Annotated in this window: 15 protein-coding genes; all 15 read right to left on the bottom strand. The window is 55.2% G+C overall.

Going from position 1 to position 20984, the window contains the following annotated elements; all coding sequences use genetic code 11:
- Positions 1-68: 68 nt before the first annotated feature.
- Positions 69-1772, bottom strand: coding sequence for an extracellular solute-binding protein (locus tag D3P08_RS18300; protein ID WP_119601173.1), 1704 nt, complete (start codon positions 1770-1772; stop codon positions 69-71).
- A gap of 201 nt (positions 1773-1973) precedes the next feature.
- Positions 1974-3329, bottom strand: a complete 1356-nt coding sequence (locus tag D3P08_RS18295) for a response regulator (protein WP_119601171.1) — start codon at positions 3327-3329, stop codon at positions 1974-1976.
- Positions 3326-5086 (bottom strand): cache domain-containing sensor histidine kinase, encoded by a 1761-nt coding sequence (locus tag D3P08_RS18290; RefSeq protein WP_119601169.1) that lies wholly within the window; start codon positions 5084-5086, stop codon positions 3326-3328. Before D3P08_RS18290 ends, D3P08_RS18295 begins: the two co-directional genes overlap by 4 nt.
- A 129-nt stretch (positions 5087-5215) precedes the next feature.
- Complete coding sequence (locus D3P08_RS18285) at positions 5216-5806, bottom strand: GNAT family N-acetyltransferase (protein ID WP_119601167.1); 591 nt, start codon at positions 5804-5806, stop codon at positions 5216-5218.
- 250 nt (positions 5807-6056) lie between these two features.
- Complete coding sequence (gene murA, locus D3P08_RS18280) at positions 6057-7436, bottom strand: UDP-N-acetylglucosamine 1-carboxyvinyltransferase (protein ID WP_119601165.1); 1380 nt, start codon at positions 7434-7436, stop codon at positions 6057-6059.
- 278 nt (positions 7437-7714) lie between these two features.
- Positions 7715-7978: a DUF1146 domain-containing protein gene (locus tag D3P08_RS18275; RefSeq protein WP_240647639.1), complete on the bottom strand. Its 264-nt coding sequence runs from the start codon at positions 7976-7978 to the stop codon at positions 7715-7717.
- Positions 7979-8009: 31 nt separating this feature from the next.
- Positions 8010-11171 carry a S8 family serine peptidase gene (locus D3P08_RS18270; RefSeq protein ID WP_119601163.1) on the bottom strand — a complete coding sequence of 1054 codons (3162 nt, stop codon included), beginning with the start codon at positions 11169-11171 and terminating at the stop codon, positions 8010-8012.
- Between the two features lie 1255 nt (positions 11172-12426).
- Positions 12427-14055: an NADH-quinone oxidoreductase subunit N gene (locus D3P08_RS18260; protein WP_119601159.1), complete on the bottom strand. Its 1629-nt coding sequence runs from the start codon at positions 14053-14055 to the stop codon at positions 12427-12429.
- A 3-nt stretch (positions 14056-14058) separates the two neighbouring features.
- Complete coding sequence (locus D3P08_RS18255; protein WP_119601157.1) at positions 14059-15696, bottom strand: complex I subunit 4 family protein; 1638 nt, start codon at positions 15694-15696, stop codon at positions 14059-14061.
- Positions 15693-17576, bottom strand: coding sequence for an NADH-quinone oxidoreductase subunit L (gene nuoL / locus D3P08_RS18250; protein ID WP_119601155.1), 1884 nt, complete (start codon positions 17574-17576; stop codon positions 15693-15695). Before nuoL ends, D3P08_RS18255 begins: the two co-directional genes overlap by 4 nt.
- 3 nt (positions 17577-17579) lie before the next feature.
- Positions 17580-17882 (bottom strand): NADH-quinone oxidoreductase subunit NuoK, encoded by a 303-nt coding sequence (gene nuoK, locus D3P08_RS18245; protein ID WP_119601153.1) that lies wholly within the window; start codon positions 17880-17882, stop codon positions 17580-17582.
- Positions 17883-18395: an NADH-quinone oxidoreductase subunit J gene (locus D3P08_RS18240; protein ID WP_119601151.1), complete on the bottom strand. Its 513-nt coding sequence runs from the start codon at positions 18393-18395 to the stop codon at positions 17883-17885.
- The gene (gene nuoI, locus D3P08_RS18235) at positions 18396-18845 is read right to left on the bottom strand and encodes an NADH-quinone oxidoreductase subunit NuoI (RefSeq protein WP_119601149.1); all 450 of its coding nucleotides are present in this window, start codon (positions 18843-18845) and stop codon (positions 18396-18398) included.
- 22 nt (positions 18846-18867) lie between these two features.
- A complete protein-coding gene (gene nuoH / locus D3P08_RS18230; protein ID WP_119601147.1) occupies positions 18868-19881 on the bottom strand; it encodes an NADH-quinone oxidoreductase subunit NuoH in 1014 nt (337 codons plus the stop codon).
- Positions 19881-20981 (bottom strand): NADH-quinone oxidoreductase subunit D, encoded by a 1101-nt coding sequence (locus D3P08_RS18225; protein WP_119601145.1) that lies wholly within the window; start codon positions 20979-20981, stop codon positions 19881-19883. The genes nuoH and D3P08_RS18225 overlap by 1 nt, the downstream gene beginning before the upstream one ends.
- Between the last annotated feature and the right edge of the window lie 3 nt (positions 20982-20984).

The following is a 20984-nucleotide window of genomic DNA, read 5'->3' as shown; positions in this document are numbered from 1 at the left end:
AAAAGCCCGTTTTTGATCACCAATTAGAGAGCAAGACGAGCGACCAGCGCCCGTCTTGTTCCGAAAGCCTATTCTAATTCGCTGACTTCCTTCGTAATCGTGTCGCCGCCTTGATCCTTCCACTTCGCGACAAATTCATCGAATGCGCTGAGATCTTCGCTGCCCATAATGATTTTGAGGAACGTCTCGTCTTCAAGCTTCTTGAGGTTGGTCCATCTGGACTCCATCGTTTTCGTCTGCGCGGTCGCGATGCTTCGTACCCAGTTGATATCCGCGTCGACGAACGTGGAGCCGCCGTTCAGGTGCGCATAGATGTGCGTGAAGAAGCCGGGATCCGATTGCTGATCAAAGTATTGAATATCGTAGTTGTCGAACGGCTCTTTCTTAATCGCTTGAACATGCGTAGCCATCTCATAAGCCCAGCCGTAATTGATCTGGTCGACGTCTTCAACCTTGATCTTGCCCGTCAGCACGTCGCGAAGCGCGTTAACCGCATACTCCAATTGATCGCCTGCGCCCAGAATCAAGAACAGAGGCACCTCTTGCGATGTCATTTCTTTGCCTGCCGTCAGCGTCTTGTACTCTTCATCCTTGCCCCACTTGTGGAGCGTCGTCATTTTGATGACCGCTTCCGGATGCTCCGCATTTTTGCTTACAACGATGTAGCTGCTGCCTGTCGCTTGGTTCGAGTTGAACTGGCCGGCTGCGTTCAGAGGAGCCGCGTAGGGTCTCCAGTTCGCGTTCGGGTCGTTCGCCATCGAGTCCGCCAGGTTGTATGCGGACCACCAAGGACCGAAGAAAATGCCCGTTTGACCGCTTGCCACAACCTCAGCCGTCGATTTGCGAATGCCGAGCTCTTTATCCAAAATACCGTTTGCGTACCAGTCTCTCATCATCGACAGCGCGTTTTTGGTCTCTTCCGTAATGGAGCCGTATACCGCATTGCCGTCCTTGTCTTTCACCCAAATGCCAGGGTATGCGTCGTTCGCGAAGAACAGCGGCGAGAAGTTGTACCAATGATCCGTCGAGTTCAGGAAGTTAGCCGACAGCGAACCGCCTTGCTGCGTGCCGACAATACCGACCGTCGCGTCTCCGCCCATTTTGTTGTCGATGAACGCTTGCGCGATGTTTTTCAGATCCTCCAACGATTTCGGCGGCTGAAGGCCAAGCTTGTCGAGCCAGTCCTTGCGGATCCACGTAAGCGGAGCGGATGGCAGCGTCGTCTCTGGAAGAGCGTACAGCTTGCCGTCGAACGTAACGCTGTCCAGCAAACCAGGATTCGAGTCATATACCGCTTTGAGCTCTGGGCTTGCGTATTTCTCGTATACTTCCGACAAATCCGCGAGCTGTCCCGCCTTCACCATCTGGCGAAGCTGCGTTTCGTTAACGACCAGCGCGTCGGGCAGATCGTTGCTGGAGATCGCAAGGCTCACCTTTTGCTGATAGTCGTTGCCGGTAGCCGCTTCCCAAGCATGCTTCACGACAATGTTGTATTTGTCCTTGAGCCAGCGCGTATAGACGTTATCTTCCGCCGTGTCCGTGCCGTCGTACTTGTAGTTCGGATCAATGCCGCGGCCGATGGACAGCTCGACCGGCTCGTCGAATTTCGCAAACGGATCAACGACTTCTTCTACGGCCGGTGTATGGTTTGATCCGGCATTGCCGCTTGGCTCGGACGAAGCGCCGCTATTCGCGTTGTTGTTGCCGCTGCATGCGGCCAAGCTTGCCGAGACGAGCAGAACAGCCAGCGTCGTAAAAATGCCCTTCTTCATGTGTATCCCCCTTAAAAATATCGTTGTCATTTCGACAATTTCACTATAGCACGGGCCTTGAACATCCCGAGATAGAGAGCGCAACGGAACCTGGTTAGAGAATTCACCGCAAAAAAAGAAGCGTGCGAAAAATGTCTACCCCATTTCCGCACGCTTTCTACCCTAAGGTTCTTCTAACTCCATCCATCGTTAAAGCAGATGTCAGTCGGCCGTCTGCCGGTATTCGCTAGGGAGCATGCCCACATGCTCCCGGAACAATCGGCTGAAATACTTCTCATCGCTGTAGCCGATCTGCTCCGCAATCCACTGGATCGTCTTGCTCGTGCCGCGCAAATATTCCTTCGCCCGCTCCATCCGAATATCCCGTACGTAATCGGTGTAGGTTTGCCCGACATATTGCTTAAAGCATTGGCTGAAGTAGCTGCCGCTCATATTGACCATCTGCGCGATTTCCGAGGAGGTCATCGGCTCGCTAATATTTTGCTGGACGAGGCTCATCGCCTTTACGATGCTGCTTTGAATTTCTGGCGAGAACAGCGGTTTCGTATTCGCAAGCCTAATCCGCTCCCGCACCTCCTGCAGCCATTCCTCGAACCGGTGCCAGCTGGGGAAAAAGTCTTCGATCGCGATCGGTTCGTTCAATATCGCTTGGTACAGCCGGTTCCACTCGTCGGACAAGGAGAAAAAGATGCGGGCGAGCCGCACCGGCGGCATCCGAAGCTCCCTCAGCTCGCGAAGCTGCTCCCGGAACAGGTCATCCTCATAGATCCAATTCGCGGCCGACCATTTCTCCTTCAGCTTATCCATCGGAATGGCGCCGCCGTCCTTGTCCCGATCCGCAAGCTCTCCGGCCTGGATGCGGATTTCCGGCTTCTCCGGATGATAATCATAAAACAGATGCTTTTTGCCATAGGTTCGAATGAGCTGCATCACAGACTTGCCGTCCATGTCTTCCAAGCCGCTGAACCGGATCAACGCCACGTTCGAATCCGCAGCGGCAGCAGATGCGGACGGCGGCTCCGCCGTGTACCAAATGCCGGGCTCCGCCTCCGTCACAATTGCGGGGACAGAGGTCACGTTCCGCAAGTCTTCCGTATACAGCGAATAGTAGACGTACAGCTCGCTGGCCTTTGCCGGGCTCTTCTCTTGCTGCTCTCCCGCTCCCCTCGCGCCGTCCTTCCGCTCCATCAGCTTGACGATCCGGCCGAGCACTTCCTCGAACTGCTCCTGCTCCAGCTGAATCTTCGCGATGTAATCAATCGCGCCCAGCCGCAGCGCCTCCTGCACATATTCGAAGTCCTGATGCAGCGACAGCACGACGATCTGCACCTGCGGATATTTCTCGCGGACAATCCGCATCAGCTCGATCCCGGACATGACCGGCATCGACAAGTCTGTAATGAGGAGATCGATAGGGTTCGTCTCCATAAATTTAAGCGCGTTCTCGCCGTTATTCGCTTCACCCGTAATCTCCATGCCGAATGCCTTCCATGGCATCGCGGAGATGAGACCCTTGCGCACGAGCTTGTCGTCATCAACGATAAGTACACGGATCATTCTTTTGGTTCCCCCTCGGATGTGATCGGAAGCGCGGCAGCCGGTGGCGAGACGGGCAGCCGTAATGAAACGACCGTTCCTTTTCCGACTTCGCTTCGAATATGCAGCCTCGCTTCCTCGCCGTAGTTCGCCTTCAGGATGCGCTTCACGTACTTCATGCCGATGCCCATCCCGACCTTATGGCTTTCTTCCGTATTCTCGTCAAGCAGCTGAGCGATCATTTCCTTCGACATGCCCGCCCCGTTGTCTTGGATTGTAATTTGCAGGCCGTCCTCCTGCAGCGCTACGCCGACATAAATATAGCCGTCGTCGCTTACGCCATGATACAGGGCGTTCTCCACCATCGGCTGAAGCAGAAACCGGGGGCTCGGCAGCCCAAGGCTCTGCTCGTCCACATCGATATCTACGTCGAACTGGAAGTCGTAGCGGATCTGCTGCAGCTGGAGGTACTCCTTCAGCGCTTCAATCTCGTCGCCGATCGTCGACGTCTCGCCCATCTTGCCCAGATTATAATAAAGCAGCTTGTTCAAGCTGAGCACCAGCTTGTCGATTTCCTTCTGTCCATTCATCAGAGCGAGCCAGTGGACCGTATCAAGCGTATTCATCAGGAAATGCGGATTAATCTGGTACAGGAGCTTCTCCACTTCCAGATCGGCTCTCCGCTTCTCCTTCTGTTCGATTTCCTCGTACAGTCCCCATATTTTGCGTTTCATGCTGCGGGTCTGATAGAGCAAATAGTCGAACTCCGGAATATGCGTCATTTCCGTATGCTCCCGCTCCTCGGAATGAATAAGCGACTTGATCTCCCGGTGGAACTTGTCGAGCGGCCGGTATACCATCTTCCAGAGCAGCCATGCGATCAGCAGCACAACGACGATGAACAGCAGGAAGATCCCCAAGATTTGTATAAGCCAGCGGTTCCGCTCCTTATTCAGCTCCCCCTCCGGCACAACGGACACGATGCTCCAGCCTTGATTGCTTACCTCTTTATTCCAAAAATAACCTTTCGAGTAACCCGACTGCGTTTTCGGGTTCGCTTCGGGGAACATGCCGTTCTCCGCAAACGCTTCCGAAACTTCACTGAATGTAATTTTGCCCGTGTCGTCGAGCAGCAGCAACCGGCGAGAGCTTTCCTTCCGGTTCTGAGGGGCGAAAAGGGATGTAATCGCATTGCGGCCGGACTCAATGTAAAGGTACAGGTCCTGATCCGGCATATTAACCTTCCGCATAATACTGAACACGTATTGGTTAATCGAGCCGTTATAGCTGAGATGCGGCCCGTAGTAGGTAATCTCCGGGTAATGCGCCAGCACGGGCAGCCGCTCCGGCTGGAAGTCGCCGCGGACGGCAAAATTTTCGAAGGAGTACTCGCGCGTCTCCGGCGCATAGTACATGAGCAGTCCGATGTTCGGGTTCGAAAACGTAATATTGTTCAGCTCGGCTTTAATTTCACCCAGGAGGCGAAGCTGCTCATATTTCTCCTGCTCCGCCGCAAGCTGCTCGATCAGCTTTATCGTCCCGCCGCCGTAAGCAAGCTGCTGGGACACATGATTCATGTTGTTCAGCGCGTTCTCCAGCGTCAGCAAGTCCTGCTTCAGATTGCTTTGCAGCGCGCCTTCCACCTTATTGCCGATAATCGAATCAATCGTATAGAAGGAAAGAAAGCCGAGACAAATAAAGGGGGTCAAGCTGCTGATTAGAAAAATAACGATAATTCTATTTTTAAAGGTAACGTTGTTCAGTCGAATGGTTGGCATGATCGCAGGCGGTTCAGCCCTTTCCTCGTTGTGATAACCGGATATCGAGGGCGGTATAGACCCGCCCCATTCAATCATAACTCGAAAAAGGGTTTGCCGCGTGCGAAAATTTGATGAAATGAGGGGGATTTATTTTAGCATGGATTGCAGCTTCGTCTTTACCTGCGGCCATTCGCTGTCCAATATGCTGAAGAAGACGTTGTCATGAACGGCCCCGCTATCCGTCAGATCGACTCGGTGCCTGCGAAGCACGCCTTCTTTTACGGCTCCGATTTTTTCGAGGGCCCTCTGCGAGCGTTCGTTCTTCCCGCTGGCCGAGAACTGAACGCGAATAACCCCGAGCTGTTCAAAACAGTACTCCAGCAGAAGCAGCTTGCATGCCGCATTCAGCCCAGTGCCCCAAAAAGCAGGCGAAAGCCACGTCCAGCCGATCTCGACGCTGCGGTTAAGAAGATCCGTATCGCCAAGCCGGGTCGTCCCCGCCAGCAGCCCGGTTCTCCGGTCTTCAATCGCGAAAGGCAGCTGCAAGCCAGACTCCTTGCTGCGAATCGCCGTCTCAAGAGCCAGCTTTACTTCCGCCGCCGTCATTCTTTTTCTCCAGGTATATTCCCAAATGCGAGGGTCGCATAGCAAATCCGCTAACGGTTCCACATGCTGCGATTGCAGATGTACGAGCTTCACGCGTTGGTTCTCAAGCGTAAGGTTTGGATGAAATTCCATATCGCAACTCTCCTTTGCCATTAGGATAACAAGCCGTCCTTCATGAACGGAATGGAGAGGTTCGCCTAATGTTTGTACCCATACACCTTTTGAAGCCGGTTATGGATACTTGGGTAATTGACAAATACGAACAAATGTTCTAGTCTATAGGTATTACAAAATAAAAAAGCAAGAGACTCTCTTCCATCCGCCAAAGCTCGCTAAAGCTCTGATGGTTGCAAGAAAGTCTCCCGCTTGATTGGTGAGGAAGTTAAGCCCAGGTCGGCTGAACCTTCAGCACGGCCACTTCTTTGTCCCTCTTGTATGTCGTTGGAGCAGCTTCGCTAACCGAAGCGCTTTTAACTGCATTCACGGCTGCAGCTGTCTCCGCCTCTTCCTCCACGCGCCAAATCTGTGCGCCCAGCGAAGCAAGCTTGCCCGTAATATTCACGTAACCGCGGTCAATATGATGCAGACCCGTTACTTCCGTCTCGCCTTCGGCGCGAAGCGCCGCGCAGATCAATGCTGCTCCGGCACGGAGGTCGGTCGCGCATACCTTCGCCCCTGTAAGCGGCACTCCGCCTGTCACAATTGCGCTGCGGCCGTCCACGCGAATATTGGCGTTCATTTTCTGGAACTGCTCGACATGCATGAAGCGATTCTCAAACACGGTTTCGGTGACGACGCTTGTTCCTTCCGAAACGAGCAGCAGCGCCATCATCTGAGACTGCATATCGGTTGGGAAGCCGGGATGCGGAAGCGTCTTAACGTCTACCGCTTTCAGCTGGGAGGCGGCGCGAACTCGAATGCCGTTATCGCTTTCGATGATGTCAACGCCCATCTCCTGAAGCTTGGAGATAACCGGTGTCAGATGATCCGCGATCGCGCCTTCGACGAAGACGTCGCCGCCCGTAATAGCGGCCGCAATCATGTAAGTTCCCGCTTCAACACGATCCGGAATGACATTGTGCTTAGCGCCATGCAGACGCTCCACGCCTTCGATACGAATCATGCCGGTTCCGGCGCCGCGCACCTTGCCGCCCATCGCGTTAATATAGTTGGCGAGATCGACGATCTCCGGCTCTTTCGCCGCGTTCTCAATCGTGGTTGTGCCGTTCGCAAGAGCGGCCGCCATCATAATATTCTCCGTTGCGCCTACGCTTGCAACGTCGAGATAAATTTTGGCGCCTTTCAGGCGAGTAGGCGTTGACGCTTCGATGAAGCCCTGGCCGAGCGTAATCTCGGCTCCCATAGCTTCAAAGCCCTTCAAATGCTGGTCAATCGGACGGGTGCCGATCGCGCAGCCGCCAGGGAGAGAAATACGCACCTTGCCGATTCGGGCCAAGAGAGGGCCCATGACAAGAAAAGAAGCTCTCATTTTCCGAATAAGCTCATAAGGAGCTTCAAAGGATGTAATAATTGGCGCGGATACCCGCATCGTTTCATTGTTATACGTGATTTGCGCTCCAAGTGAAGCGAGCACGTTCTGAATCGTCATAACGTCGTCGAGGAGGGGAACGTCACAGATGACGCTGTCTCCTTCCGTCGCTAATAATGAGGCAGCAAGAATGGGGAGCACTGCATTTTTGGCGCCGCTGACGCGGACCGTGCCCGTAAGACGCTGGCCTCCGCGGACGATAATTTTAGTCATCTTGTGTTCCCTCCGCGAATAGCAATTTCTATTTCTGCTGTAAAATAAGGTTTAAAAATACGACATTTGACAGGTTTCGACCGATTACCCAAAGTCCATCTTACCATCATGCTGTGATAACCGACAAGAGAGAAGTTCTTTCCATCTTATACATTTCATTTCCTGTCCGTACCGGCCCGGTAAAACTTCCTTTGTTGGCAATGTCTAACACATATATCGACTAGTCATGTCGAAATATGAAGGTCCTTATTACCCATTGTTAACATGTTTCGACTTCCTTATTCGATAAAGCTCTTGAGCATCGTTGTATAATTCCAGTACTGCAGGATAAACTGGGCAAATAAATGCCCGAGAGCAACGGCAAGCAGCAGTTGAAGCATTCTTGCTTTCGGGCTTTGGGGGAAACGGAAGAACGTCTCCCACTTCACCTCCCGCATGAGCATCCATACAAGCAGAATGCTTAAAATTTCAACGGTAATGGAGAATACTCCGGTTAATCCCGTCATGGTTAACATCTGATCCATCGGGTCGTTTGTTCCCATAGCGCCTCCTTATGTTCGGCTCAACGTATGATCATTCCGCATAATAACGATATAGCAGCGACGTAAACTCCGCCCGGCTAGCCTGCTCTTCCGGCAGGAACCGGTTATTCTTTACGCCCTTGAGCTTACCTTCCGCTTTCATGGCCGACAGCATCGGAGAGTACCAGTCGTATGGAGACACATCGTCAAAAGGACGGGTCGATGCCTTGCGAGGAGCAATGCCCTCCGCGTAGCCGATCAAAACGGCCATCTCCGCCCGCGTGACGGGCTCATCCGGTCTGAAGCTGCCGTCAGGGAAGCCTTGCGCCCATCCCTGCTTTACCGCTTTGCGAATCGCATCATTGGCCCAATGGTCTGCGCTTACATCACGGAATGATTTGGCGATCGCGGAGCCGCCAATCGGCTTATAGGCATTCACGATCATAGTAACCGCTTCGGCACGTGTAATTTGCCGTTCCGGCATAAAACGGTAGCTGCCGATCCCGCTCACGATCCCTTGCTTCGATAGGCTTTCGATTTCTTTTTGCGCCCAATGCCCTTTAATATCGCGGAAGCCGGCGACAAGCGTCTCCGCTTTCAGGTTTAACCGATAGTACTGCGAGTTGAAGGCTTTATTGGCCGTCAGCTTCACGTAATAGACACCGGGGCTAAGCGCCTGCTCCGTCGTCTGCAGCTTGCCCGCCGCATCCGTCTGCTTGGAGAAGACGCGGACCATCCGTTTATCGTAGCCTTCCAATTTCAAAGTGGTGTTTGCGGGCACGCCTGCAACGTTCAAGCTGACGATACTTTCACTCGTCAGCCTGAATTGGAACCAGTCCGTATCGGCTGCGGTATGCATAACGCCTTTATATTCCGTGCCGGCATTCATCATGAGCGCTTCATAAGACTTATCGTTCGGCTCATTCGGATCCGTTAAATCCGGGGTGAAATCCAGCTTTAGCTCGTAAGTGCCGATCGTCGGGCTGGATTCCAGTGCAATCGCGTTATGGACCCGGATATAGTACGTGCCAGGCGTCACGGATAGCAGCGGCGATTGTTCGGAAACGCCCTCCCCATTCTCGTCATACAACGATAGCGCTTGATCCTCCCTTTGCACGGACAGACCCGGATCGATTCTTGCCGTATTGGCATCAAGCGTTACGCGGAGCTTGCCGTCCTGCTTGAAGGTGACGACGAACCAGTCGCGGTCGGCCGTCTTATGGAAGGTGCCGGTCACGGTACCGGATTTCGGCTCCAGCTTCGCCGCTTTCCCGATCAAATCATTCGGCTCATAAGCATCCGGCGCCATCGTAAACGATGAGGTCAACACATACGGTACGGCCGATTTCATCTGGGTATTGACCGGCATCACTTGTACGAGCTGCTTTCCTTTTTTGACATCCAGCTCAATGGTATCGGAGGAGAGCTTCGTCTCTTCGCTGCTCTGCAGCTTGCCGCCGGTATAATGCGAGAAGCGGACAACAGGCGCCGCGGCGCCCGAAGGAAGCTTCGCATTGTAACGAAGGGTGAGCTTGCCGTCATAAGGAACGTTTATTTCGTACCAGTCCTGGTCCGTTCCATTTTCCAGCTCAGCCGACTCTTGGTTTATAAGCGGGAACGCTTTGGCCTCCCCGGCGCTGTTGTTCGGTTCGAACGCGTCCTTCTTCAGCGCGGCGGTGACCGCCCGGTCGATCTGCAGCAGACCGTAGCCCGATGAGTCGTCTACGCCGGCTGTCCCGATATCCTTCGCCGTCTGACGAAGCAAATCCCGCACCTGATAAGGCTTGAAATCCGGATGCCGCGCAAGAATCATCGCGGCGGCGGCGGCGGCTTGAGGCGCAGCCATCGAGGTGCCCTCCTCTTTCTTGTAAGTGCCTCCTACGGCGGTCGTATACACATGCCATGGCGCAATTAAATCCAGCTCAGGGCCGCCATTCGAACGTTCATCCGGAGAACCGCCGCTCTTCGCGCCGCCGACCGCAAGCACCGTCGGATAAGCGGCCGGGTATTTAACGGCCGCTTTGCTGCCCATGGTGACGCCGTCATTGCCGGACGCGGCTATGAGCAGCACGCCTTGGTTTTCAGCGTAGTTCACGATGTCCTGCATATAAGGGGAAGAACGGTGAAGGCCGACGGATAAGACGATCACCTTCGCGCCGTTTTTCACCGCGTACATAATGCCTTCTCCCAAGTCCTGCTCCGTTCCGTCTCCCCATTCGTCCAGCGCTTTAACCGGCATCAGCTTCGCGTTCCACAGGATGCCCGAGACCCCGATCCCGTTATTGCCTTTGGCGGCGATGACGCCGGCTACGCTGGTGCCGTGACCGTTGTCGTCATCCGGCGATTTTTTCGGATCGACGAGATTGACGCCGGGAACCAGATTGTCTTTCAGATCCGGATGGTCCAGATCAATGCCCGTATCGACTAGCGCAATAATGATGTCCTTCTGCTCGCGCACCGTCTCCCATGCCCTATGCGCTCCGATCTGGGTCAAATATTGCTGCTTGGAAAGCTCCGGGTCATTAGGCTTCGTTACTGTTGCGGAATTGACCTTTAGGGCTGCGTCAGCAGCACCTTCGTTGCCGACCTCGCTGTTCGCTGCGGCCGCCGCCGATGACTTGACTTCGCCGGATGGCGCTGCGGACGTCTGCGCCGATTTGCCGACGCTCGGCAGCGCAAGAATACGCGCCGCGCCATTCTCTTGCACATACTGCACGCCCGGCTCGCTTCGCAGCCGGCGCAGCCAAGCGTCCACGTCCTCGCCCGCATCCGCGGCGGGACGCACCACATCCACCGCCGCTTCGCTTTGGCGGTGAATGACTTGGGTCCCGCGCAGCTCATGCGCCAGCGCGGGGTCCCCCCATTTGAGCAGCCAGCTTCGCGGCTGCTCGCTGGCGGCGCCTTCGGCGCCAGGCGCCCCGCCGCCCGCATATGCGGCGGGGGCTGCTGCGGGAGCGGGCGAGGGGGAGGGGGCTTTTGCTGCGAATGCAGCGCCCCCTGCTCCGAGCGCTACGCTCCCGATCAGCAGCGCAATCCCCGCGCGGCGGAGCCATGCGCGCGGGGATTGCGCAGAACGGCCAGCGCCTCTTCGGGTGACGAGGCGCTGCGCGAGCCGGCCCCGGCGCGGGGTGTCCGCGCCGGCGGCCGTATGGTGCTGAACGGGCTTGCTCCGCTCAGCGGATATGTATAGGTTAGCTTTCAGTTCATTTTTCATTATATTCTGCCCTTGAAACGTATTTCATTAATATTTCGTTTAACGAATACGTTTTCCCTTTTTCTCTTTTGTGAGAAATCCTTAATCGAGGTCTTCCCGGAGGAGCGACCTGCGAGTTTTACGGAGCAAACCCGCCCTTATGCGCCGATATAGGATTTATCGCTGTAAAAACTTTTTGTTCTCCGTACCTCAAGAACTTAAAATTTTTACGTGTGAAAAAAGAAGGCTGCTTCGGATCATCTCCAAGTGATATCGCGTAGTAGAGCTATTACAAGACATTTCGGCACTTCAACGCTTAAGCGTCATGCCTGGGACAAAATGTCTATGCTTATAGCTTTCGCAGCCCATTCTCTTTTTGCGTCCGTCGAACCTAAAAGAAATAAAGAAATAGTTAGTTAGTTCATAGACTCGCCATACGCAACTACTACCTCCAAACCGCCTCTGCTCCCTCATTTAGTCGCGCCACACGCAACTATTGCCTCCAAACTACCTCATCTCCCACATTTAGTCGCGCCACACACAACTATTGCTGCCAGACCGTCACTTCCTCCCCATTTAGTCACGCCACGCGCAACTACTACCTCCAAACCGCCTCTGCTCCCCCATTTAGTCGCGCCACACGGGCTTATTTCATCGTATCCCACCACATTAGCCCTATTAATATCGCCACGCGCAACTATTGCTGCCAGATTGCCACTTCCTCCCCATTTAGTCGCGCCACACGAGCTTATTTCACCGTATCCCACCACATCAGCCCTATTAATATCGCCACGCGCAATTATTTCCTCCAAACTACCTCAGCTCCCACATTTAGTCGCGCCACACGAGCTTATATCACCGTATCCCACCACATTAGCCCTATTAATATCGCCACACGCAACTATTGCCTCCAAACTACCTTAGCTCCCACATTTAGTCGCGCCACACGCAACTATTTCCTCCAAACTACCTTTGCTCCCTCATTTAGTCACGCCACGCGCAACTCTTGCCTCCAAACTACCTTAGCTCCCCATTTAGTCACGCCACACGCACTTCTTTCATCCCGATCATTTCGCCCAGCAAACCATGCCAGCCGCTCATTCTATATCCTTAAACGCCGCAGCGGTTGTCCAAGTTTCCCTAAAAGTAAAATTACCGCACATTACCAGAACCGAGCCTGCCGAATACGCCGCAAACAAAAAAACCGCGTTCGCCCGCTTCGTTCACGCCTTGGCGTGCTCGAAAACAGGAACGCGGTTTACCTCGCAGTGAACCGTTATCCCAGTATATCTCCCGATATCGAAAAGACATTGTCGAGGATATTGACGACCAAGCCCGGGAATATCCCGAGCGCAAACGTCAGACTCGCGCAGAACCAAATGACGATGCCGGTCGTCAGAGGCACGCGAATGGTCCCGTCCGGCCTGTCGTCCGGCTTCTCGTCTGACGACACCTCTTGTTCGGCTGCGCTGTCTTCCCCTTGACCCGCTTCGATCAGCCCGTTGCTGCTGCGCATGAACATTTGACGGATGATGCCAAAGTAGAAGTAATAAGAGATCACGCTGCTCAGCACCATAATGGCGGCGATCCAATAAGCTTTGGCATTCGCCGCGCCCAGCAGGATGAACAGCTTGCCGAAGAAGCCCGCCGAAACGGGAAGGCCGGCCAGCGACAGGAGGAACATCACCATCGCAATCGCCGTCCATGGCGAGCGGTAATACATGCCCGCAAAGCCTCTCAGCTCGTCATGTCCGACCGAACGGCTGACCACGGTCTGTACCGCAAAAGCGCCCATCGTCATCAGCAGGTAAGCGACGAGATAGAAGAGCAGCTCCGTCCCGTTGTTGCTATGGGTCGCTGTCACGCCAAGTCCGATCGGTACCAGCAAATAACCCGCGTTGGCGACGCCCGATAAGGCCAGCAGCCGCTTGGCGTTTTTCTGCCGCAGGGCAGCCAGCGTGCCGGCCAGCATCGAAATCGCGGCCAGCAGCAGCACCGTGAAGAAGAGATCGTCCTTCACGCTTCCGCCTGTAGTCGAACCGTTCCCCGTAAAGAGCCCTAGCGAGAAGATGACGCGCAAAATCATCGCAAACGTCGCGCCTTTGGAAACAACCGCAAGGAACGCGGCAATCGGCGTCGGCGAGCCCTGATACACGTCCAGCGACCACGCATGGAAAGGAGCTGCCGCCACCTTAATCGCAAAACCAGCGATCATACAGCCGAAGCCGACGTAGACGAGCGCCTCATAGCTCCCCACCGCAGCCGGCAGCGCCTCTCGAATCGCACTGAGCTCTACGGAGCCCGTCACGCCGTAAAGATAGGACATGCCGAATAGAATAAACGCGGATGACACGCCGCCCGTCACCACATATTTGAACGCCGCTTCCGCCGATAACGAGGATTTGCGTCTAAGCCCGACAAGCACATAACTTGTAATCGTAAGCAGCTCCAGCCCAATATACAGCGTGATCAAGTTTCCCGAAGAAGCCATCATCATCGCGCCGATCGCGGCAGGCAGCAGCAGATAAAAAAATTCTCCCTTATCGGTAATCGAGCGATCCCGGCTCACCGTGCTTAAGCCTAATAAGGTGACGATCGCCGTTCCCGCCAAAACGAGCAGCTTCATCAAGCTGCCGAAATCATCAACACGGTAGCTGTCGCCGAGAAGCGAGATCGCTTCCGTCCCGTCGCCGCTGTTCATATCCAGCATACGCAGCAGCACAAGGACGAACGCGCCCGCGAACCCAACCAGCGTCAGCCAGCCGATCCAATTCCGGCTTACCGGCTTCGGGAGCAGCAGCTCTACAACGACAAGCAGCACGAACCATACGCCAAGGACCAGCTCGGGAGCCATAACCCCAATATCCGACCACTGCAACGGCTTAAATATCGTTTCCCCCGGCATCGCTTACCCTCCTGACCTTGTCGCAAGTAATAACTTCATAAATCCGTCGACGCTAAAGTCTACGGTGTCAGTCAATGCGGACGGGTAGCACCCCAGCAGCACAATAAAAGCCAGCAGCACAATCATCGGTAGCGCCTCGATAAACCGCGCGTCCTTCAGCGCCGCGAACGTTTCCTTCTGCGGTCCGAATGTCATTTTTAGCACGCTTCTAAGCACATAGACCGCCGTCAAAATAATGCCCAGCACCGCGACCGCCGTCACCCATCTCATCGACTCGAACAGTCCGAGCAGGCTTAAGAATTCCCCGACGAAACCGGATAGCCCCGGTAAGCCCAGCGAAGCAAGGCCTGCAGCAAGCAGCACGCCGCTCATGAACGGCATCGACCGCGCCAACCCTCCGAGCTCCGTCAGCTCCGTCGTTCCCGTCCGTTCATACAAGCTGCCCACAATCAGGAACAGCAAAGCGGAGATGAGCCCATGGGAAACGAGCTGGAAGATCGCGCCCTGCAAGCCGATTTCATTGAATGCGGCAAGACCGATGAGCACAATGCCCATATGGCTGATGGAGGAGTAGGCCAGCACAAGCTTGAACTCGTTTTGCCGGAAGGCTAATATTGCGCCGTACAGCAAATTGACTACCCCGAGAACGGCCAATACCCCGGCCCACTCGCGCGCCTGCTCCGGGAATAGGAATAAGCCGAATCGAATAAGTCCGTATGCGCCCATCTTCAGCAGGACTCCGGAGTGAATCATGACGACGGACGGCGGCGCCTCCTGATGGACCTTCAGCATCCACGTATGGAACGGGAAGATCGGCAGCTTAATGCCGAATGCGACAAGCAGCAGGATAAAGACCGTCCACATCATGCCGTCGCTCATTTGGAACGGATTTACGCCTCCCGTCGCCTCCGCCGGCAGATTGACGAACGCGTTCGGATCCGCCATATTGGCCGCAATGTCCGCGTAGCTTCCGCTGTAAATGTATTGATAGGCTCCCGCTGCAGTTTCCTCGATCCGGAAGCCGGCCGTATTCACAAGCATTACAAATGCGATCAGCATAATGGCGGAGCCGAGCCCGTTGTAGATCAGGAACCGGTTAGCCGCCTTTTCTTTGTTGTAATAGCCCCATATGCCGATCAAGAAATAAGTTGCAACGAGCGTAATCTCAAAGAAAATAAAAAACAAGAACACGTCACGCGCCAGGAAGACGCCCAGCATGCCGAACTCCAGCAGCAGAAACCAGCTGAAGAACGCCTTCCATCGCTTCTTCACATGGAATGCCGCGAGCGCCGCCATGGCGGTCACAATCCCTGTCAGAAGCAGAAGAGGCAGCGACAGCCCGTCAAGACCAAGGGCGTATTGGAAGGAGAAGACCATCTCCGTATCCGCGTTCGTCGCCGTCTCCTTGTTAATCGGAATTTGCAGCCAAGCCGCCGACTCGTCATACCCTTCCCCGCCGTGCTTATTATCGTAATCGGCATACAGCCACAAGCTGAGCGCGAGCGGAATAAGAGTCGTTATGACAGCAGCCGTCTTGAGCCAGCCCGCCCGATGCTTCGGAAGACATAAGATGACGATGAACCCAAGCAGCGGCACGAGCAATAGAATCGATAAAATCGGAATGTCCTGCAGGAAGCTCATGACAGCATCCTCCTTCCGATAATGGCGATCACGATGACGACAATGCCAAGCACCGCCGCCAAGCTATAGGTCTGCACTTGGCCGTTCTGCAGCCGAAGCGCCAGCTTGCCCGCCGCGTTCGCGCATACGCCCGCAAGCTTCACAGCGCCGCCGATCACGTACTTGTCAAAAGCCGCTAAAGCCGTGCCTAAACCGCGGAGCCCCTTAACGAATACCGCTTCGTACCCCTCATCGATGTAATATTTGTTCTCCGCCAGCTTGACGAGCCCCGGCATCCGCTCTGCAAACCCAGCGCCGCTTCTCTCTCGCCTCTTGCCGAACAGCAGCCACCCTGACACAATCCCGAGCATGCCGGCCGCGATGGACAACACAATGGCCAGCGCGCTGCCGTGTGAGGCCCCCGCTTCATCGCTGAGCCACGAAGCGAACCAGCCGTTCCATGGCGTTTCCACAAATCCGGCGATGACAGCCAGCGCAGCAAGCGCAATAAGAGGCGCCGTCATGACCGCAGGCGATTCTTTCGCGCCAGCGATAGACGCTTTAGCCGCTTTCGGCTTGCCGAGGAAGACCAGCACAAACAATCTTGTCATATAGAGCGCCGTGCAGAATGCCGCCGCAAGCCCGACGACGAACAGCAGTGGATTTTGCTCCAGTGCGACCGTCAGAATTGCATCCTTGGACCAGAAGCCCGACAGCGGCGGAATGCCTGAAAGGGCGAGAGCGCCGATCGCGAAGGTCCATGCCGTTACCCGCATGCTTTTCCCAAGTCCGCCCATCTCCTGAATGTTCTGCGTATGTACGGCATGAATGACGCTTCCCGCTCCCAAGAACAGAAGCGCTTTGAAAAAAGCGTGGGTGAACAGGTGGAAAATACCGGCTGTCCATGAGCCTAGTCCAAGCGCGAGCATCATAAAGCCAAGCTGGCTGATCGTGGAGTAAGCCAGAATCCGCTTCATATCGTTCTGCGCCAACGCAATCGTGGCGGCAAATATCGCCGTAAACGCCCCGACATAGGCGACGGTTGTCATCGCGGCTTCCGACGCCTGGAAGATGTCGAAGGTGCGCGCGACGAGGAACACGCCTGCCGCAACCATCGTTGCCGCATGAATCAGCGCGCTGATCGGCGTCGGGCCCTCCATCGCGTCCGGCAGCCACACATGCAGCGGGAACTGGCCGGACTTGCCGACAGCGCCCAGGAAGATCAGCAGCGCGATCAGCGTCGTAATGCCGGCCGTAATCGTCCCGCCTTGATGATCAAAAACGCTTTCGATCATCGTGAAGCTCAGCGAATGCTCCGGCATGTACCAGAACAGAAGCAGAATCGCGAGGAATAGTCCGGCGTCGCCGATTCGGGTGACGATAAACGCTTTTTTGGCCGCCGCGCGGGCAGCCGGCCTCGCGTACCAGAAGCCGACCAGCAGGAACGAGCAGACGCCGACAAGCTCCCAGAACAAATAGAACGACAGCATATTATCGGACAGAACCAGTCCCAGCATGGAGAAGGAAAACAACGAGACATAACCGTAGAAGACCGTGATCCTCTCGTCGTCCTTCATATAACCGGCCGAATACACATTCACCAGGAAACCGACCAGCGTAACCACAACAAGCATGAGCGCCGTCAAATTGGTCACTTCAAAGCCGATCGTCAGCGTATAATCTCCGATTCGGATCCAATCGAAGCCATTGTTGTAATCGACCGCGTTCGGCTTCAGCCTCTCGATCAAGACGAGCAGCGACAGCACGAACGACGCGAGCGACAAGGCCGAGCCAACCCATACGCTGGCTGCGCGAAAGCCTCTGCCGAGCGCGGTAATGACCAGGAAGCCGGCGAGCGGGAGGAGCGGGATGACCCAAGCTATATTGGTGTACGTATCCATCGGTTACCTCCTCATCCGATCGAATGCTTCCACGTCAACCGTTCCCCGCGACCGGAACAGCGCAATCAGAATCGCGACCGCTACGGCCGCCTCGGCAGCCGCTACCGTTATCGTGAAGATCGAGAAGATTTGCCCCGTCAGAGCGGGGACGACGCCATATTTCGAGAAGGCGACTAAATTCAAGTTCACCGCATTCAGCATGAGCTCGAGCGATAGCAGCACGATAATCGCGTTGCGCTTCGCCAGCGCTCCGTACAAACCGATGCAGAATAGAATAGCCGCCATAGTGAGATAGGATGGTAGCATTTACTCCGCCTCCTTCTTCGCGAGCGCGATCGCGCCGATGAACGCCACCGTCAGCAGAACCGACAGCAGCTCGAACGGCACGATATAGCCGGAGAACAGCAGCTCGCCGATGGCCATCGTATTGTCCTCGGCCGGCGCCGCCGCAGCCGCGTCCGGGAAGTCTGTCGTGCGGATGGCATAGAAGAACAGTCCGAACAGGCTGAGCGCGCCGACGGCCACCAGCGCTTCATGCAGCGGCCGGACAGGTTCGCTCTCGCCGCTGTGCTTCGTCATCATAATGCCGAAGATCATCAGAATCGAGACAGCTCCCGCATAGATCAGCACTTGCACGAAAGCGACAAACTCCGCATCCAGCAGCACGTACATGCCGCCGAGCCCCAGAAATACAGCCGCCATGGAGATCACCATATGCACGACCTTCTCCAGGCTTATCATCAGGACCGCCCCGCCAATCATAATCGCCGCGAACGCGAAGAACGCGATAAACTCTCCCGTTATGTCGACGTTAAACAATTATTTGGCGCCCCCTTTGCCCGGTGCTCCGATGTTGTTATTGTCCTGCCGGACAAGCGTATTGTTGTCCGTCAGCCATTGCGCGTCCTTGTACAGCTCATCCCGGCTATAGGCGGCGAGTTCAAAATGATTCGTCATGACGATCGCCTCTGTCGGACACACCTCCGTACAAAGATCGCACAAAATACAGATTTCAAAATTGATATCGAACGTATCGATAACTTTGCCCTTTTTTGCCGGGTCCGGATTCGGTTTGCCCGTCAGCGTAATACAATCCGTCGGACAGATGCGGGCGCATTGATTGCACACGATGCACAGTTCCGGTATAAAATGCTGGATCCCTCGGAAGCGCTCCGGCATCGGGAACGGCTCGTCGGGATAGGAGGTCGTCACTTTCGGCGCGGTTAACGATTTTAACGTAACGCCAAGCCCTTTTACTAATCCGTTCATGGGTTTTCTCCCTTCAAAAGCCTTATTTGACGAACAGCTCCAGATAAAGCGCCGTTAGGAACACGTTCAGCAGCGCCACGGGCAGCAGCACCTTCCAGCCTAAGCTCATCAGCTGGTCGACCCGGACGCGCGGGAAGGACGCTCTGATCCAGAACAAGGAAAAGACCACAAACGCGAACTTCAGCAGAAACCATAAGATGCCCGGCACCACATCGAGGAACGGCGCTGGCGCATGCCACCCTCCAAGGAACAGCACCGTGGTCAGCGCCGCGATGGCATACACGTATACGTATTCCGCCAGCATGAAGAAAGCGAACCGGAACCCGCTGTACTCGACATGATAGCCCGCAACCAGCTCCGATTCCGCCTCCGGCAGGTCGAACGGCGTCCGGTTCAGCTCCGATACCGCGGCAATGATGAACACGACAAAGCCGATGATCTGCGGGAACAAGTTCCAATTCCAGAACCAACCGCCGTCTTGAGCCGCCACAATATCGCGAAGGTTCAAGCTTCCGCTAAGCAGGATGACGCCTGTCACCGAAATAACAAGCGGCACTTCGTAGCTGATCATTTGCGCCGCGGAGCGCATGCCTCCGAGCAGAGCGTATTTATTATTCGAAGCCCAGCCGCCCAGCACGATCGCCAAGGTTGTAATGCCCGATAAGGCAACGTAATAAAGCAGCCCGACATTCAAATCGGCAAAATACAGCTTCTCCGTATACGGAATAACGGCGAGCACGGAAAAGGCGGGGATAAAAGCCAGCGCAGGCGCGATGACGAAGAGAAGGCGGTCTGCCTTGCGCGGAATGGTGTCTTCTTTGATCAGCAGCTTAAAAATGTCCGCGACGGTCTGCAGCAGCCCGAACGGCCCTACCCGGTTCGGCCCGACCCGCAGCTGCATCCAGCCGATGACCTTCCGCTCGTAATAGATCGCGTACGTAACGAAGCCCAGCACGATGAGCAGGAACAGGACGGCCCAAAGAAATACGGCCAGCGCGTCTCCCCAGGTCAGAGGTTCATCAAGCCAAGCGCCCATTAGCAATCCACCTCCCCGACTACGATATCAATGCCGCCCAGTATCGTAATTAAGTTGGTCATCGTCTCGCCGACAAGCAGCTTGGGCAATATTTGCAGGTTGACGAACGACGGTCTTCTGAATTTGAGCCGGTACGGCTCCGCTTTCCCTTTGGATACAATATGGCAGCCAATTTCCCCGCGCGGCGACTCGATGCGCACGTAGGTCTCCCCGGCAGGGGGACGAATGACCCGCGGCACCTTGCCCATTGTTTCTCCGCCTTCCGGGAACTGCTCCACCGCTTGCCCCAGAATACGCAGACTTTGCCTGATTTCTTCCAGCCGGACGCGGTAGCGGTCGTAGCAGTCGCCGTTTTGCCCTACCGGCACATCGAACTCGAACCGGTCGTATAAGCTGTACGGCTCATCCTTGCGCAAATCCCATTTTATGCCCGTACACCTAAGGTTGGCTCCTGACAAGCCATAGTCGACGGCGGTTGCCGCGTCGTATCGGCCTACCCCTCGGATACGCGCCAGGAAGATCTCGTTGCCCGATACCAGGTTGTCGTACTCCTGCAGCTTTTTCTCCATATACGGAATGAAATCACGGACCATATCGATCCACCCCGGCGGAGCATCCCACTTCACCCCGCCGACCCGCATGTAGTTATAGGTGAGCCTTGCGCCGCAAAGCTCGTTGAACAGATTGACGATCGTCTCTCGATCCCGGAACGCATACAGGAATGGGCTCATTGCTCCGATATCCAGCAAGTAGGTGCCCCACCAGACAAGATGGCTCGCAATCCGCTGCAGCTCCATCACAATTAGCCTTAGAAACTCCGCTCGGATCGGCACCTCAAGTCCCATCATCGTCTCGACCGCATGGACGAGCACATAGTTGTTCGTCATGGCCGATACATAGTCCATTCGGTCCGTATACGGGATGATTTGCGTAAAATTTAAGCTTTCCGCGATTTTTTCCGTGCCTCTGTGCAAATAGCCCATTACAGGCGTCGCCTCGGTAATGACTTCCCCGTCAAGCTTTACGATAATCCGAAAGACGCCGTGCGTGCTGGGATGCTGCGGCCCTACGTTGAGAAGCAGTTCTTCAGTGCGTATCACCGG

It is taken from the genome of Paenibacillus nanensis (assembly GCF_003583765.1).
GTDB lineage: Bacteria > Bacillota > Bacilli > Paenibacillales > Paenibacillaceae > Pristimantibacillus > Pristimantibacillus nanensis.
This window is presented reverse-complemented; position numbering and strand designations above follow the sequence as displayed.

What these genes read in the sequence shown, in the direction of transcription:
- D3P08_RS18300 (WP_119601173.1), bottom strand. Translation starts at nt 1,772, where the DNA reads ATGAAGAAGGGCATTTTTACGACGCTGGCTGTTCTGCTCGTCTCGGCA.
- D3P08_RS18295 (WP_119601171.1), bottom strand. Translation starts at nt 3,329, where the DNA reads ATGATCCGTGTACTTATCGTTGATGACGACAAGCTCGTGCGCAAGGGT.
- D3P08_RS18290 (WP_119601169.1), bottom strand. Translation starts at nt 5,086, where the DNA reads ATGCCAACCATTCGACTGAACAACGTTACCTTTAAAAATAGAATTATC.
- D3P08_RS18285 (WP_119601167.1), bottom strand. Translation starts at nt 5,806, where the DNA reads ATGGAATTTCATCCAAACCTTACGCTTGAGAACCAACGCGTGAAGCTC.
- murA (WP_119601165.1), bottom strand. Translation starts at nt 7,436, where the DNA reads ATGACTAAAATTATCGTCCGCGGAGGCCAGCGTCTTACGGGCACGGTC.
- D3P08_RS18275 (WP_240647639.1), bottom strand. Translation starts at nt 7,978, where the DNA reads ATGGGAACAAACGACCCGATGGATCAGATGTTAACCATGACGGGATTA.
- D3P08_RS18270 (WP_119601163.1), bottom strand. Translation starts at nt 11,171, where the DNA reads ATGAAAAATGAACTGAAAGCTAACCTATACATATCCGCTGAGCGGAGC.
- D3P08_RS18260 (WP_119601159.1), bottom strand. Translation starts at nt 14,055, where the DNA reads ATGCCGGGGGAAACGATATTTAAGCCGTTGCAGTGGTCGGATATTGGG.
- D3P08_RS18255 (WP_119601157.1), bottom strand. Translation starts at nt 15,696, where the DNA reads ATGAGCTTCCTGCAGGACATTCCGATTTTATCGATTCTATTGCTCGTG.
- nuoL (WP_119601155.1), bottom strand. Translation starts at nt 17,576, where the DNA reads ATGGATACGTACACCAATATAGCTTGGGTCATCCCGCTCCTCCCGCTC.
- nuoK (WP_119601153.1), bottom strand. Translation starts at nt 17,882, where the DNA reads ATGCTACCATCCTATCTCACTATGGCGGCTATTCTATTCTGCATCGGT.
- nuoI (WP_119601149.1), bottom strand. Translation starts at nt 18,845, where the DNA reads ATGAACGGATTAGTAAAAGGGCTTGGCGTTACGTTAAAATCGTTAACC.
- nuoH (WP_119601147.1), bottom strand. Translation starts at nt 19,881, where the DNA reads ATGGGCGCTTGGCTTGATGAACCTCTGACCTGGGGAGACGCGCTGGCC.